The organism is Burkholderia sp. AU17457 (assembly GCF_002223255.1).
Classification (GTDB): Bacteria; Pseudomonadota; Gammaproteobacteria; order Burkholderiales; family Burkholderiaceae; genus Burkholderia; species Burkholderia sola.
Window position 1 is genome coordinate 2,109,372 of the sequence record NZ_NKFB01000005.1, and the last position, 15,375, is coordinate 2,124,746.

Annotated in this window: 13 protein-coding genes, 2 rRNA genes and 1 riboswitch; of the genes, 7 read left to right on the forward strand and 8 right to left on the reverse strand. The window is 65.7% G+C overall.

Annotation, left to right across the window (positions count from 1 at the left end; genetic code table 11):
- Positions 1–88 precede the first annotated feature (88 nt).
- On the reverse strand, positions 89–709 hold the full coding sequence (locus CFB49_RS26760; protein WP_089492757.1) for a LysE family translocator: 621 nt from the start codon (positions 707–709) through the stop codon (positions 89–91).
- Between the two features lie 133 nt (positions 710–842).
- Between CFB49_RS26760 and CFB49_RS26765 the strand changes: the two genes are divergently transcribed.
- Positions 843–1,307: an Lrp/AsnC family transcriptional regulator gene (locus CFB49_RS26765; RefSeq protein WP_089492758.1), complete on the forward strand. Its 465-nt coding sequence runs from the start codon at positions 843–845 to the stop codon at positions 1,305–1,307.
- A 63-nt stretch (positions 1,308–1,370) separates the two neighbouring features.
- On the opposite strand, the gene CFB49_RS26770 is transcribed toward CFB49_RS26765, so the two are convergent.
- A complete protein-coding gene (locus CFB49_RS26770; protein WP_176730255.1) occupies positions 1,371–2,288 on the reverse strand; it encodes a LysR family transcriptional regulator in 918 nt (305 codons plus the stop codon).
- A 134-nt stretch (positions 2,289–2,422) separates the two neighbouring features.
- On the opposite strand from CFB49_RS26770, the gene speB reads away from it, so the two are divergent.
- Positions 2,423–3,379: an agmatinase gene (gene speB / locus CFB49_RS26775; RefSeq protein WP_050016317.1), complete on the forward strand. Its 957-nt coding sequence runs from the start codon at positions 2,423–2,425 to the stop codon at positions 3,377–3,379.
- Positions 3,380–3,439: 60 nt separating this feature from the next.
- On the forward strand, positions 3,440–4,765 hold the full coding sequence (locus CFB49_RS26780) for an MFS transporter (RefSeq protein ID WP_069620863.1): 1,326 nt from the start codon (positions 3,440–3,442) through the stop codon (positions 4,763–4,765).
- A gap of 120 nt (positions 4,766–4,885) precedes the next feature.
- Here CFB49_RS26780 and metE read toward each other — a convergent pair whose 3' ends face one another.
- Positions 4,886–7,180 (reverse strand): 5-methyltetrahydropteroyltriglutamate--homocysteine S-methyltransferase, encoded by a 2,295-nt coding sequence (gene metE / locus CFB49_RS26785; RefSeq protein ID WP_089492759.1) that lies wholly within the window; start codon positions 7,178–7,180, stop codon positions 4,886–4,888.
- 128 nt (positions 7,181–7,308) lie between these two features.
- On the opposite strand from metE, the gene CFB49_RS26790 reads away from it, so the two are divergent.
- Positions 7,309–8,217, forward strand: a complete 909-nt coding sequence (locus tag CFB49_RS26790; protein ID WP_069620861.1) for a LysR family transcriptional regulator — start codon at positions 7,309–7,311, stop codon at positions 8,215–8,217.
- A gap of 22 nt (positions 8,218–8,239) precedes the next feature.
- On the opposite strand, the gene CFB49_RS26795 is transcribed toward CFB49_RS26790, so the two are convergent.
- Together CFB49_RS26795 and CFB49_RS26800 are read right to left on the reverse strand one after the other, a co-directional pair.
- On the reverse strand, positions 8,240–8,962 hold the full coding sequence (locus CFB49_RS26795; RefSeq protein WP_069620860.1) for a CbtA family protein: 723 nt from the start codon (positions 8,960–8,962) through the stop codon (positions 8,240–8,242).
- A 13-nt stretch (positions 8,963–8,975) separates the two neighbouring features.
- Entirely contained in the window at positions 8,976–9,185 is a 210-nt protein-coding gene (locus CFB49_RS26800) for a CbtB domain-containing protein (RefSeq protein ID WP_034175140.1), read from the reverse strand.
- Between the two features lie 33 nt (positions 9,186–9,218).
- Positions 9,219–9,357: riboswitch (cobalamin riboswitch) on the reverse strand.
- Between the two features lie 50 nt (positions 9,358–9,407).
- On the opposite strand from CFB49_RS26800, the gene CFB49_RS26805 reads away from it, so the two are divergent.
- The 3 genes from CFB49_RS26805 (at position 9,408) to CFB49_RS26815 (ending at position 12,789) form a co-directional block, all read left to right on the forward strand.
- Entirely contained in the window at positions 9,408–9,998 is a 591-nt protein-coding gene (locus CFB49_RS26805; RefSeq protein WP_089492760.1) for a histidine phosphatase family protein, read from the forward strand.
- Between the two features lie 165 nt (positions 9,999–10,163).
- Positions 10,164–11,756, forward strand: coding sequence for an inorganic phosphate transporter (locus CFB49_RS26810; protein WP_089437031.1), 1,593 nt, complete (start codon positions 10,164–10,166; stop codon positions 11,754–11,756).
- 289 nt (positions 11,757–12,045) lie between these two features.
- Entirely contained in the window at positions 12,046–12,789 is a 744-nt protein-coding gene (locus CFB49_RS26815) for a 2OG-Fe(II) oxygenase (RefSeq protein WP_089492761.1), read from the forward strand.
- Positions 12,790–13,046: 257 nt separating this feature from the next.
- On the opposite strand, the gene CFB49_RS26820 is transcribed toward CFB49_RS26815, so the two are convergent.
- The 3 genes from CFB49_RS26820 to CFB49_RS26830 form a co-directional block, all read right to left on the reverse strand.
- Positions 13,047–14,471 carry an MFS transporter gene (locus CFB49_RS26820; protein ID WP_089492762.1) on the reverse strand — a complete coding sequence of 475 codons (1,425 nt, stop codon included), beginning with the start codon at positions 14,469–14,471 and terminating at the stop codon, positions 13,047–13,049.
- 551 nt (positions 14,472–15,022) lie between these two features.
- Positions 15,023–15,135 (reverse strand): 5S ribosomal RNA (gene rrf / locus CFB49_RS26825).
- 126 nt (positions 15,136–15,261) lie between these two features.
- Positions 15,262–15,375: ribosomal RNA gene (locus CFB49_RS26830) — 23S ribosomal RNA — on the reverse strand; the annotation flags it as partial.

Sequence of the window (15,375 nt, forward strand, 5' to 3'; positions counted from 1 at the left end):
GGCATCGCGCGCGGCCTGTGTCGATTCACGCATGGCGTGCCCGCGCGGCCTACCTACCCGCGCGGCGGCCATGCAGCGGCGCTCAATCTCAGTCCATCGACAACCGCAGTGCGAAACCGATCAACGCAGCGGAAAAGGTCCAGCGTTGCACCGTCTGCGCGAGCGGATGCGCGCGCATCCACGCCGCGATGCGCGACGCGCCGAACACACACGCGAGGTCGAAGCACACGCCGGTCGCCACCAGCAGCGCGCCGAGCTCGAACATCTGCCAGACGACCGGCCCGGCCTCGGGCCGCACGAACTGCGGCAGCAGCACCGAGCAGAACAGCAGCGCCTTCGGGTTCAGCAGGTTGGTCAGCAGCCCCTTCACGAACGATTGCCGCAACGCTCCCGCCGCCGCGTCGCCGTCGCCGAGCGCGAACACCGGCGAGCGGAACACCTGGATCGCGACATACGCGAGATAGACCGCGCCGCCGTAGCGGATCACCTCGTACAGCCACGGCGCGCTGCGGATCAGCGCCGCGACGCCGCACGCCGACAGCGTCACGTGCGCGGTGCGCGCGAGCGACAGGCCGGCCGCCGCCGCCATTCCCGGGCGCACGCCGCGGCCGATGCTGGTCTGCAGCACGAGCGCCATGTCGGGCCCGGGCACCGCGTAAATGGCCGCGAGCGCGGCGAGATAAATCAACAGCAAATGCGTGGAAATCATGGTCTGCCCCGTCCTTCAATGACGATATGTTGCCGCTGAAGGCAGAGGGATTATTGGCCAACTTTGGCTCAGGAATGGCGATTCATAGGGGAATCCGCCACAATCACGGAATCACGACAAGGATTCCGCCAATATGACCGACCTCGACAAAACCGACCGCGCGATCCTCACCGCGGTGCAACGCGACGGCCGCCTGCCGATCGCGCGGCTCGCCGAATCCGTCGGCCTGTCCGAGACGCCTTGCGCGCGGCGCCTGAAACGTCTCGAAAACGACGGCTACATCGAGCGCTATCGCGCGCAGCTGTCGCGCCAGGCGCTCGGCTTCGGCGTGGTCGCGTTCGTGCTCGTGCGGTTCGCGACGCACGACCGCAAGGTCGCCGACAGGTTCGAACGGGAAGTGCTCGGCATCGAGCGAATCCTTGCGTGCCACAACGTCGCGGGCACGGCCGACTACCTGCTGCAGGTGGTCGCGCGCGATCTCGACGACTACGGCACGTTCCTGCGGGATTCGCTGCGGATGCTGCCGGGCGTCACGTCGATCGAATCGGCGCTGTCGCTGCGCGAGGTGAAGCACGACGCCGGGTTGCCGGTGCCCTGATGCACGCCGGGCCGGCAAGCCGCCCGCGCGCAACGCTCGTTCACGGTGTCGGCCGCGCAGGCGTCACACCACGTCGGGCGCCTGATGCGCGCGTTCGAGATCCTCGAGAAACGCTTCGACGACCGGATCGCCACGCCCGTCGCGCGCCACGACCATGTGGAACGTGACCTCGTAGCGCAGTCGATCGGGATTGAGCGGCGCGAGCAGCCCCTGCGCGACATACGGCGCCGCGAAGTGCTGCGGCAGGTAGCCGAGGTGATGGCCGGACAGGATCAGCAGCGCGACGGCCTCCATGTTGTCCGCGGTCGCGGTCACGCGATCGGGCGTCGTCGACATCTGCGCCTCCGGCAACGGATACGAGCGCCAGGCCCACTCGAAGCCGGCGACGTCGGCCGGTGTCAGCGTGCCGGCGCGATCGAACAGCGGATGGCCGCGGCCGCAGTACGCGACCTGCCGCTCGATGAACAGCGGCGTGTAGTGCAGCGTCGGCACGCGATGCCAGAAATAGCCGACCGCGATCTGGATCTCGTTGCTCAGCAGCTTTTCCTCGAGATCGCCGGGCGCGCGCACCGAGATCGAGAAGCGCACGGCCTCGTCGCGCGTGCGGAACGCGGCGATCGCTTCGGCGATCCGCGCGTTCTGGCTGACCGGCGTATGACCGATCAGGCCGATGTTCAACGTGCCGACCAGTTGGCGATCCATGTGCCGCGCGGCCATCCCGAATTCGTCGAGCGCCGCGAGCAGCTTGCGGCTCATCGCATGGAACCGCTCGCCCTTCGGCGTGAGCCGGAAGCCGCTGCGGCCGCGCTCGCAGAGCCGGTAGCCGAGCCGCGTCTCGAGCGACGACAACTGCGCGCTGATCGTCGACTGGCCGACGTTCAGCATCGCCTGCGCGGCCGACACGCCGCCCGCGTCCGTGACCGCGAGAAACACGCGGATCAACCGCAGATCGAGGGTCGACAGGTTCCCCAGCACGTTCATCCCCTTCCATACATCGATGAAGATCGATGTTTACGTCGATATCTTCGCATTCTTCTTTCCCGGCGGAGCGCGTAAAACTGTGCGCCAGGCCGCGTCGCATGATACGGCAACCCCACACCGGAAGAGACGACCCCATGAACGACCCCATCCATTTCCAGCCGCTCGGCGGCAATGAAATGCCGCGCTCCGGCGGCATCGCGACGATGATGCGCCTGCCGCACGTGTCGAGCGCCGAAGGCCTTGACGCGTGTTTCGTCGGCGTGCCGTTCGATCTCGGCACGTCCAACCGCACCGGCGCGCGCTTCGGCCCGCGCCAGATCCGCACCGAATCCGTGCTGCTGCGCCCGTACAACATGGCCACGCGCGCGGCACCCTTCGATTCGCTGCAGATCGCCGACATCGGCGACGTCGCGATCAACCCGTACAACCTGCACGATTCGATCGCCCGCATCGAGGCCGCGTACGACGCGATTCTCGAGCACGACTGCAAGCCGATCACGCTCGGCGGCGACCATACGATCGCGCTGCCGATCCTGCGCGCGATCCACCGCAAGCACGGCAAGGTTGCATTGATCCACGTCGATGCACACGCCGACGTGAACGACACGATGATGGGCGAAAAGATCGCGCACGGCACGCCGTTCCGCCGCGCCGTCGAGGAAGGCCTGCTGCACGGCGACAAGGTCACGCAGATCGGCCTGCGCGGCACCGGCTACGCGGCCGAGGATTTCGACTGGTGCCGCGAGCAGGGCTTCCGCGTGGTCCAGGCCGAGGAATGCTGGAACAAGTCGCTCGCGCCGCTGATGGAAGAAGTGCGCGCACGCATCGGCGACACGCCCGTCTACATCACGTTCGACATCGACGGCATCGACCCGGCCTACGCACCGGGCACCGGCACGCCGGAAATCGCGGGCCTCACGGTGCCGCAGGCGCTCGAGATCATCCGCGGCGCGAAGGGGCTGAACATCGTCGGCTGCGATCTCGTCGAAGTCGCGCCGCCGTACGACCCGTTCGGCACCACGGCGCTGCTCGGCGCGAACCTCGCGTACGAGCTGCTGTGCGTGCTGCCGGGCGTCGCTTACCGCGACTGACGACCGATCCCGCCACACGACCCATTCCAAATCAGAGGATTCCAGAGGAGCACATAACAGATGGGGACTTCCGTCAAGCAACCGAAGCGGGCGGCGCTCGCTTCGTTCGTCGGCACGACGATCGAGTGGTACGACTTCTATAGTTATGCGACCGCCGCCGCCATCGTGTTCGGGCCGCTGTTCTTTCCCGGCGAAAATCGCTTCATCAGCCTGCTCGCGTCGTTCGGCTCGTTCGCGGTGGGCTTCTTCGCGCGGCCGCTCGGCGGCGTGATGTTCGGCTATCTCGGCGACCGCTTCGGCCGCAAGCGGTCGCTGCTCGCGACGCTGATGCTGATGGCCGTGTCGACGGTCGCGATCGGTCTGCTGCCCACGCATGCGCAAGCCGGCGTGATCGCACCGATCCTGCTCGTGCTGATGCGCGTGCTGCAAGGCATCGCGGTCGGCGGCGAATGGGGCGGCGCGGTGCTGCTGGCCGGCGAGCATGCGCCCGAAGGCAAGCGCACGTTCTTCGCGTCGTTCGCGCAGCTGGGCAGCGCGAGCGGCCTGATCCTGTCGATGCTCGCGTTCGGCGCGATCAGCACGCTGTCGAAGGACGACATGATGAGCTGGGGCTGGCGCGTGCCGTTCCTCGCGAGCTCGGTGCTGCTGATCGTCGGCTTCGTGATCCGCGCGAGCGTGTCGGAATCGCCCGAGTTCGAGGAAGTCAGGAAGAGCGGCAACATCGCGCAAAAGCCGCTGCGCGAAGCGCTCAAGGTCTGGCCGCTGCTGCTGCTCGCGATCGGCGCAAACGTGTACGGGATCGCCGGCGTGTATTTCAGCAACATCTTCATGATCAGCTACGCGACCCAGTTCCTGTCGCTCGACCGGTCGATGGTGCTGCATTGCATGACCATCGTCGCGGTGCTGCAGTTCGTCGTGCAGCTCGCGGCCGCGTTCCTCGCGCAGCGCTTCGGCACCACGCGCGTGCTGCTGATCACCGGCGCATGGGCGATGATCGTCCCGTTCGTGATGTTGCCGCTCGTGCACCTGGGCACGCCGGTGTCGATCACGGTCGGCGTCGGCCTCGCGACGCTCGCTGAATCGGGCTACTACTCGGTCGTCGCGGGCTTCGTCAGCGGCATCTTCGTCGCACGAATCCGCTATACGGCGATCTCGATCGCGTACCAGGTGTGCGGCGCGCTCGCCGGTGGTCTCACGCCGCTCGTCGCGACCATCATCGCGCAGAACACCGCGCCGCAATGGTGGCCGCTCGCGCTCCAGTACACGAGCGCCGCCATGCTGTCGTCGCTGTGCGTGTGGCTGATCTCGCGCCGCGTCGGCATCGACGATGCGGGCGCGCCCGGCAAGGCGGACGACGCGCTGCCGCGCGGCACGCGCACCGCGTAGCGCCTGTCGCAAAGGCATGCATGACGCAAAACGACCCGCTTCCGCGGGTCGTTTTTTTCCATCCGATCGACGATCGACGATCGTCGATCGCGACGGCACCGCACGGCGTTCGCTGCGTGGTTACCGCACCTCGCTGCGCAGCGTCTTCGCGGCGGCGACCATGTTCGTCAGTGCCGGAATCACTTCCGCCCACTGACGCGTCTTCAGCCCACAGTCCGGGTTCACCCACAGACGTTCCGCCGGAATCCGCTCGGCCGCCTTCTTCATCAGCCCGACGATATGATCCTGCGTCGGGATGTTCGGCGAGTGGATGTCGTACACGCCCGGGCCGATTTCGTTCGGATACTTGAAGGTGTCGAACGCATCGAGCAGCTCCATGTCGGAGCGCGACGTCTCGATCGTGATCACGTCCGCGTCCATGTCGGCGATCGACGCGATGATGTCGTTGAACTCCGAATAGCACATGTGCGTGTGGATCTGCGTATCGTCCTGCACGCCGTTCGCGGTGATGCGGAACGACTCGACCGCCCACTTCAGGTAGTCGCTCCATTGCGCGCGGCGCAGCGGCAGCCCTTCGCGCAGCGCCGCTTCGTCGATCTGGATCACGCGCACGCCGGCCTTCTCGAGATCGAGCACTTCGTCGCGGATCGCCAGCGCAAGCTGGTAGCACGATACCGAGCGCGGCTGGTCGTCGCGCACGAACGACCAGTTCAGGATCGTCACGGGGCCGGTCAGCATGCCCTTCATCGGCTTGTCCGTCAGCGACTGCGCATAGGCGATCCATTCGACCGTCATCGCCTTCGGGCGGCTGATGTCGCCGAACAGGATCGGCGGCTTCACGCAGCGCGAACCGTACGACTGCACCCAGCCGAACTGGCTGAATGCATAGCCGTCGAGCTGCTCGCCGAAGTATTCGACCATGTCGTTGCGCTCGGCTTCGCCGTGCACGAGCACGTCGAGTTCGAGCGATTCCTGTTCGCGCACGCTGCGTTCGATCTCGGCCTGCATCGCCGCGCGATAGCCGGCTTCGTCCAGCGCGCCGGCCTTGAACCGGCTGCGCGCCTGGCGGATTTCGGCGGTTTGCGGGAACGAGCCGATCGTCGTCGTCGGGAACGCCGGCAGGTTCAGGCGCGCCGACTGCTTCGATGCACGCTGCGTATACGGGCTCGCGCGGTTGCCGAGCTGCGCGTCGATGCGCGCGAGCGCGGCCTTCACCGCCGGGTTGTTCACGCGCGGCGAGCGGCGGCGCGAATCGATCGCGGCGGCATTCGCGGCGAGCGCGTCGGCCACCTTGTCCCGGCCTTCGTTCAGCGCGGTCGCGAGCACCTTCAGCTCGTCGAGCTTCTGCAGCGCGAACGCGAGCCACGAGCGGATTTCCGCGTCGAGCGTCTCCTCGCTCGCGAGATCGACCGGCACGTGCAGCAGCGAGCATGACGGCGCGAGCCACAGCCGGTCGCCCAGTTGCTTCGCAAGCGGCTCGAGCCAGTCGAGCGCGGCGTTCAGGTCGGTCTTCCAGACGTTGCGGCCGTTGATCACGCCGACCGACAGCACGCGCTCCGGCGGCAGCTCGCGCACCAGCGCGTCGATTTCGTCGCGTGCGTTGATCGCGTCGATATGCAGGCCGTCGACCGGCAGCGACGCCGCGAGCGCCAGGTTGTCCTGAAGCTGGCCGAAGTACGTGGCGAGCAGCAGCTTGATGCGGCGCGTTTCCAGCGCCTCATACGCGGTGCGGAATGCATCGCGCCATTCGGCGTCGAGCTCGGTCACGAGGATCGGCTCGTCGATCTGTACCCATTCGACGCCCTGCGCGGTCAGCGTGTCGAGCAGCGCGCCGTACACCGGCAGCAGCTTCGGCAGCAGCGCGAGGCGATCGAAATCGTCCTTCGCCTTGCCGAGCCACAGGTACGTGACGGGGCCGAGCATCACCGGCTTTGCGCGCACGCCCTGTGCGTTCGCTTCGGCGAGTTGCTGGAGCAGACGCGCCGGATCGAGCGAGAAGTTCGTGTCCGCATGGAACTCCGGCACGATGTAGTGGTAGTTCGTGTCGAACCACTTCGTCATTTCACCGGCCGCCACCCCGCCGCAGCATGCCGCATGCTCTTCCGTCGACTGCGCCGAACGGCCGCGCGCGACGCGGAAAGCGTTGTCGAGCGCATCGCCGTGAAAATCCTGCACGCGCTTCGGCAGGTTGCCAAGCGTGAAGCTCATGTCGAGCACCTGGTCGTAGAACGCGAAGTCGCCGATCGGCGCGAGATCGAGATCGCGCTGGTCGTGCCAATGACGCCGGCGCAACTCGGCGCCAAGCGCCTTCAGTTCGTCGCGCGACGATTCGCCCTTCCAGTAGCGTTCGAGACCGAACTTGAGTTCGCGCTTCGCGCCGATGCGCGGAAAACCGAGGTTGTGTGTCGTGACCATGAAGCTGCCGTCCAGAGAAAAAATGAAGATCCGGCAGCCATCATAGGGATTTCAAACCATGAAATAAAATGGCATTATTTCATTCATCCATTAACATTTTTCATGTATCGATGGGATGCACGCGATCCATGCTCGAACGATTCCATCTCGTCGTCATTCGTGAAGTCGAGCGCCAGGGCTCGCTGACCGCGGCGGCCAACGCGCTGCACCTCACGCAATCGGCACTCAGCCATACCGTCAGGAAAATCGAACAGCAGCTCGGCACACCGATCTGGGACCGGGAAGGCCGCGGCCTGCGGCTCACGCAGGGCGGCCAGTATCTGCTGAAGCTGGCGAACCGCCTGCTGCCGCAGTTCGAGCTCGCCGAGGAACGGATGAAGCAGTACGCGAAGGGCGAGCGCGGCACGCTGCGCATCGGGATGGAGTGCCACCCGTGCTACCAGTGGCTGCTGAAGGTCGTGTCGCCGTACCTGTCGCGCTGGCCCGACGTCGACGTGGACGTGAAGCAGCGCTTCCAGTTCGGCGGCATCGGCGCGCTGTTCGGTTACGACATCGACGTGCTCGTGACGCCCGATCCGCTGAACAAGCCGGGGCTGCGCTTCGATCCGGTGTTCGACTACGAACAGGTGCTGGTGGTCGCGGATTCGCACCGGTTCGCGAACGTCGACTACGTGACGCCCGAGCAACTGACCGACGAGATCCTGATCACGTACCCGGTCGAAACCGACCGGCTCGACATCTACAACCAGTTCCTGACGCCGGCCGGCATCGTGCCGCGGCGGCACAAGTCGATCGAGACGACCGACATCATGTTGCAGATGGTCGCGAGCGGGCGCGGCGTAGCTGCGCTGCCGCGGTGGCTTGCCGACGAGTATGCGGACCGGATGCCCGTCGTGCCGGTCAAGCTCGGCAAGAACGGCATCGCGAAGCAGATCTTCCTCGGCATCCGCGAGGCGGACGCAGCAATCGACTATCTGGCCGCGTTCGTCGCGCTGGCGCGCGAGTCGACCTGGAGCGCGCCGCGCATGCTGCGCTAGGCGCGCCCGGTTGCCCTGCGCGTCAGGCGGCGCGCATGCCGGCGCGTTCGCCGCGCTCGACCCACGCGCCGAACAGCAGGCCGATCGTCGTCCACATGATCACCTGCATGCCGATGGCCGCCACGCGGAACTTCCACAGCAAGGCCGCCGGGAAATCGGTGGGCAGCTCGCTGACCGACGGCAGCCCGATCTGCACGGCCGCGATGATCGCAACGAACACGAGCCCGGCGACGATCGATGCGTTCCACTGGCCGAGCTTCGCCAGCAGATGGCGGCGCACGCTGACCGAGAACACCATCGTCGCGACCGAGATCGCGATCATCAGGAAGAACAGCCCCGTGCGATAGCCAATCGTGTCGGGGTCGCCGACCGACGGCGGATTGGCCGGGTACTTGAGGTTCGGCACGATCACGAGCGCGACGAACGCCGCCAGCGCGAGCCACGCGGCCAGCGGCCGTGCCGGCAGGCGGCTGCCGCGTCCGTACGCATACGCGAAGACCAGCGAGAACAGCCCGCCGAATGCCGCGCCGTAGGTCACGACGGCCGTCAGCAGCCCGAGGCCGGCCTGCGTATGGCGGCTGACCAGCTCGGGTTCCGGCGCCTCGCCTTGAGCGGCGGCGGTTTTTTCTTCGAGGGAGATTGCCTGATCGACTTGCGGTTCGCCGACGATCCTGGCGAAACCGAACGTGAGGAGGCCCGCGGCGATGCCTGCGAGCATCCCGCGCATGAGCAGCTTTCCGACCATCGTAGGCTCCGCGTCAGTGGCAGGGAAAGCCGAGCAGATGGCGGCCGTCGTGGACGAATTCGTGGACGACCATGCCCGGCACGAGCGACGTCGCGCCCTGTTCCGCACCGACGAAATACAGCGCGAGCAGCAGGATCAGGCCGACGAACACGGCCCACGGCAACAGCTCACGGACGGGGATGGGTGCCGGCACGACCGCCGGCTTCAGCACTGCTTCGCTCATGGATGCACCTCAGGGGAATCGCGCCCCGACAAATGATGGATGGGTACGAAGGCAGGTCTGGCTTCCGGGATCGTCGATTCCCCGGTTACAGTGGCGCGACCGCGCCGGAATTGCACCGGCTTCCGCGCTTCGTATCGGGCGAATTGTACGCGCGAACGTTCGCGTATTGAAGCGATGACACACGAGTCGGCGCGGCCCGTTCCGGATCATCCGACAACCGACATGACCATGCCTGCCTCGCTCTGCCTGATCGCACACGCATCGACCCGCGCGATGCGCACCGGCACGTTTCCCGACGACGACCTGCTCGACGCGCACGGGCTCGCCGAAGCCGCTGCGCTGCGCGGCCGGTGGGCGGGTGCTGCCGGCTCGCTCGTGCTGTGCAGCCCGGCACGCTGCGCAACGCAGACCGCCGAAGCGCTCGGGCTGCACGCCGACATCGACGATGCGCTACGCGACATCGACTACGGCGACTGGCGCGGCAAACGGCTGCACGATCTCGCGCGCGACCTGCCCGACGAACTTGCTGCGTGGATCGGCACGCCGTCCGCGTCGCCGCATCGCGGCGAATCGTTCGACGCCGCCGCGCATCGGGTCGGCACGTGGTTGAGCATGCTGCCGACCGATCGCGATGTCGTCGCGATCACGCATGCGCCGATCGTCCGCGCGGCCATCGCGCACGTGCGGCGGACGAGCCTCGAGGCGGCCGCGCGTGTCGACGTCGCGCCGCTGTCGTGCACGACATTCGTCGCATCGTCGGCCGGCTGGACGTTGGCCGAGACGGGCAATGACCCGCGCGACGCCGGCGCGTAGGTCACTGTGCTGTTCACTATGTGAGCGCACGATGCGCGCCGACGCGTCGCATGCCACCGCTCGCCTTACACCTCTGTAAGACACACCGTTCGTCGTCCCGACTGTCATCAAACTGACTGCTAGCCGCAGCTAGGATCGGACGCGGTTCCCTCACGAGATGCCGTCATGAATCAACCTGCTTCATCCGCCCCGAACGATCCGGGTTCCGTCGCACGCACCCGGCAGATCGGCTATGCCGCGTTCCTGCTGGTGCTCGTGCTCGGCGCCGTCTATATCGCCACGCACCTGGTCGACGATCTGGCGCCGGTCCGCGAAGGGACGCTGTTCCCGTACCTGCTGCTCGGCGCCGCGCTGCTGATCGCGCTCGGCTTCGAATTCGTCAACGGCTTCCACGACACCGCGAATGCAGTCGCGACCGTGATCTATACGCACTCGCTGACGCCGAACGTCGCGGTGATCTGGTCGGGCATGTGGAACTTCCTCGGCGTGATGGTCTCGAGCGGCGCCGTCGCGTTCGGCATCCTGCAATTGCTGCCGGTCGAGCTGATCCTGCAGGTCGGCAGCGGCTCGGGCTTCGCGATGGTGTTCGCGCTGCTGATCGCCGCGATCGTCTGGAACCTCGCGACCTGGTATTTCGGGTTGCCGTCGTCGAGCTCGCATACGCTGATCGGGTCGATCATCGGCGTCGGGCTGATGAACCAGCTGCTGCACGGGCCGTCCGGCACGAGCGGCGTCGACTGGGGCCAGGCGCTCGGCGTCGGCAAGTCGCTGCTGTTCTCGCCGATCGTCGGCTTCCTGTGTGCGTCGCTGCTGTTGCTCGTGCTGAAGGCCGCCGTGCGGATTCCTGAGCTGTACAAGGAGCCGCCGAAGGATCAGCCGCCGCCGTTCTGGATTCGCTGCCTGCTGATCCTCACCTGCACCGGCGTGTCGTTCGCACACGGGTCGAACGACGGGCAGAAAGGGATGGGCCTCATCATGCTGATCCTGATCGGCACGGTGCCCACCGCGTATGCGCTGAACAAGGCCGTCACGCCCGCCGAATCGCAGACCTTCGTGGCGGTCGCGAACCAGGCGGCTGCGACGTTCGGGAAGTATACGAACGGCGTCGCGCCGTCCGCGAACCCGCGCGCCGATGTCGAACACTACGTGCAGCATCGCGAACTGACGCCCGCCGTGCTGCCGGCCGTCGCGCAGTTGTCCACGTCGCTCGCAACCGCCGTGGGTGCGTCGGGCTCGATGGCGGCCGTGCCGCAGCGCGATGTCGACAACGTCCGCAACACGATGTATCTGGTGTCCGAAGCCATTCGTCTGATGGAGAAGTCGGGCCAGCCCGCGTTCGCCGCTGACGACAAGCTCGCGATCGACAACTATCGCAAGCAGCTCGACCACGCGACGAAGTTCATTCCGACGTGGGTGAAGGTCGCCGTCGCGATCGCGCTGGGCCTTGGCACGATGGTCGGCTGGAAGCGGATCGTCGTGACCGTCGGCGAAAAAATCGGCAAGCAGCATTTGACGTACGGACAGGGCGCATCGGCCGAACTGGTCGCGATGCTGACGATCGGCGCCGCCGACATGTACGGGCTGCCCGTGTCGACGACTCACGTGCTGTCGTCGGGTGTCGCAGGCACGATGGCGGCGAACGGCTCCGGGCTGCAATGGAGTACGGTGCGCAGCCTCGTCCTCGCATGGGTGCTGACGCTGCCGGCGTCGATCGCGCTGGCGGCAGGGCTTTACTGGTTGTTCCGGTCGCTGGCCTGATCGTGTATGCGGCGGGTGGCGGGCGATAGCCGGCTACCCGCCGCGGCAGGTTGGATCTGGCGCTTCTCTGCTTCTCCGCCGCTCTGCCTCTCTGCTCCGGCCCGTCGCCACATTCAGTGTGTCGACGCCGCGCCTTCGACGTTTCCCCGTTTCCTGGCCGGAATTGAAGCGCAAGATCTGGAACGTACCGGCGCCCGGACGCCGCTAGACTGGGTTCATCAGCTTTCATCGTGGATTCGACCGTGCGCGATCGCACGGCGCCACACTGCCGATGCCCTGAGGTACGCCCGTGAACATTCTCGATCTGCAACCTGCCGTCGAACCGGTGAACATCGCGCAACGCGTCGACTCCCTCGACTGGCCGGGCGTCGCTGCCGAACTCGATCGCTACGGATGCGCGCGCGTGCCGGGCCTGATGTCGGCAAGCGAGTGCGATGCGCTTGCGTCGCTCTATCCGCGCGACGCGCTCTATCGTTCACGAGTCGTGATGGCGCGGCACGGCTTTGGTCGCGGCGAGTACAAGTATTTCGCGTATCCGCTGCCTGCGATCATCGCCGAGCTGCGCACGACGATCTACCCGCATCTCGCGCCGATCGCGAATCGCTGGAATCAGGCGCTCGGGATCGATGTCCGTTATCCAAAAGACCATCCGATGTTCCTCCGTCGCTGCCACGCGGCGGGACAGACGCGACCGACGCCGCTGATCCTGCAATACGGCGCCGATGACTACAACTGCCTCCACCAAGACCTGTATGGCGAGCACGTGTTTCCGCTGCAGGTCGCAATTCTGCTATCGGCGCCGGGCCGCGATTTCAGTGGCGGGGAGTTCGTGTTGACGGAGCAGCGACCCCGCATGCAGTCGCGTGCGGAAGTGGTGCCGCTGACGCAAGGCGACGCAGTGATCTTCGCGGTACACGGCCGGCCCGTGCAGGGAACGCGTGGCGTCTATCGCGTCAACCTGCGCCACGGCGTGAGCCGGATCCGAAGCGGCCATCGCCACACGGTCGGCATCATCTTCCATGACGCGCAGTAGCGGGAGCCGGGACAGCTGCGCTGCTGCCGCGCCGCTTATCGCGCCTCGCATTCAGCTCGTCCCGGGCATCGCAGGTCATCGTTAGGAAAGCGTTCCGGACGAGCATTGTGGGCCAGAACGCCGCTCCCCCGCGGCGATTGAGAACCGATTGCGCAGACCGTCAAGGGATCGCGGTCGCAATGAATCAGCGCTGCCGGTGAGCACGGCAAAACATGCGCACTCACCTGTCGCCCCACCAATATGATTTGCGGTCCGGCCTATCCTCGCGCCACGCTGGCCCGCAGTCGGTCGCCGGCATCGAGAGCCAGCCGCGCGTAGCCCGGCAACGTCAGCAGCGCGAGCACGCCGGCCGCGACGAACGCCCAGCGGAAATCGTCGAGCACGTAATGCATGCCGGCCGCATCGCCGCGCACCCATGCCGCGAGCCGCAGCGACAATGCACCGAACGCGATCCCCATCCCGATCGTCATCTGCTGCGCGGCGCTCCACAGCGTGCTGGCCGCGCTCGTCTGTTGAGCCGGGATATCCGCATAAGCCAGCGTCGCGAGCGTGGTGAACTGCATCGACCGCGTGAGCCCGTAGACGAATACGACGAACAACGTGATCGCCAGCGGCGTCGACGCGGTCAGCCAGCCGCATGCGATCGTGAAGACGCCGACGATCGTCACGTCAACGAGCGCAACGCGCCGAAAACCATAACGGTCGAGGATCCACGACGTGCCCGCCTTCATCCCGAGATTGCCGAGCGCGCTCGCGAGCAGCAGCAGCCCTGACTGGAACGGCGACAGCCCGAAACCGATCTGGAACAGCAGCGGCAGCAGATACGGGACGGCGTTGATCGCCATCCGCGTGATCGAGCCGGTGACTACCGTCACCGAAAACGTCGGCACGTTCAGCGTCGTGAAATCGAGCAGCGGATGCGCGCAGCGTCGCGCATGCAACCATGCGGCGATGCCGAACAACACGCTTGCGCCCAACAGGACAGCCGCGCGCATGAAGTCGACATCCTGCTGGCCGGCCGCTTCGGTGCCGATCAGCAGGCAGGTCAAGGCGCCGCCGGCCAGCACGAAGCCGACCCAGTCGAGCGGCCGTTGCTCGTCGGCCCGCGTATTCCGGACAATCAGCCAGGTACAAACCAGCGCGGCCACGCCGAACGGGACGTTCAACAGGAAGATCCATCGCCACGATGCATAGGTCGTGATGAAGCCGCCGATCGGCGGCCCGACGACGGGCGCGACGATGCCCGGCCACGTGATCGTCGCGATCGCACGCATCAGCTTCGCCTTCTCGGTACTGCGCACGACGATCATCCGCCCGACCGGCACCATCATCGCCCCGCCGACACCCTGCAGCAGCCGGGTAGCCGTGAACGAGATCACGCCTTCGGAGAGCCCGCACAGCACCGACGCGCCGGTAAAGACGACGATCGCACTCGCGAAGACGGTGCGCGAACCATAGCGATCCGCGATCCAGCCGCTGATAGGAATAAACACCGCCAGCGCCAGCATATAGGCCGTCATCCCGAGGCTCAGCGCATTCGGCCCGACGTCGAACGAGCGCGCCATTTGGGGCAGCGCGGTCGCGATCACTGTCGTGTCGAGATACTCCATGAAGAACGTCGCGGCGACGAGATACGGCAAGAAGTCGGTCGTCCGACCACCTTGGGCGGGGCTGTCAGTCATGAACGATGCGGGAGACGGAATGCAAAAAGCGCCGATCGCCGGTGGATGCGGGCAAGCACCCGGGAATCGGGACGAACGATGATATTACCCCGAAGGGCTTGCTCCCCGCTCTGCCGTGCCTGTTGCGCGAATGAACTTTATGCGCATAGATTTTTGTGATGATTTCGCGCTGCATTCGCCGAGTGACGCATATGACACGGTGCTCGAGAACGCGCAGGTGCGGAGATTTCTCGCCAAAAAGCCGTATTTATCGATCATTGTCGATCAATATCGCTCATCACCGATCATCACAACATCGTCATGCGAAGTATGGCATTGGCCGGAATCGGTCTGAAGATGGACGGCTCTGGTTGGCGGGAGGAGCGAGAGATCCAGACGACGCAATCGCGGAGGGGCTCAAGAACGGCAGAGCGCTGAATGAGGAGATCGGCGCTGCGATGGATTGCGTAAGCGGAAAGCGGAGTAGCCTCGGAACGCTTCGCCACATGCTTTTTTTGGACGCCGAAATGCAAAAACCCCCGCCTTTCGGGCGGGGGTTCTTGGCTAAGGGAGCCTGACGATTACCTACTTTCACACGGGAATCCGCACTATCATCGGCGTAGAGTCGTTTCACGGTCCTGTTCGGGATGGGAAGGGGTGGGACCGACTCGCTATGGTCATCAGGCAAAGGGGGTTGTCACGTTGCTTCGCAACGCGACCAATCTTGGAAGAAGCAGTAATTAGGTTGTGTGTATCACACACGAGAATCCAACCGTCCGACGCGCTCTGTAGCGCGAAACAGACTTGTTATAGGATCAAGCCTTACGGGCAATTAGTATCAGTTAGCTGAACGCATTACTGCGCTTACACACCTGACCTATCAACGTCCTGGTCTCGAACGACCCTTCAAGGGGATCTAGTCCCC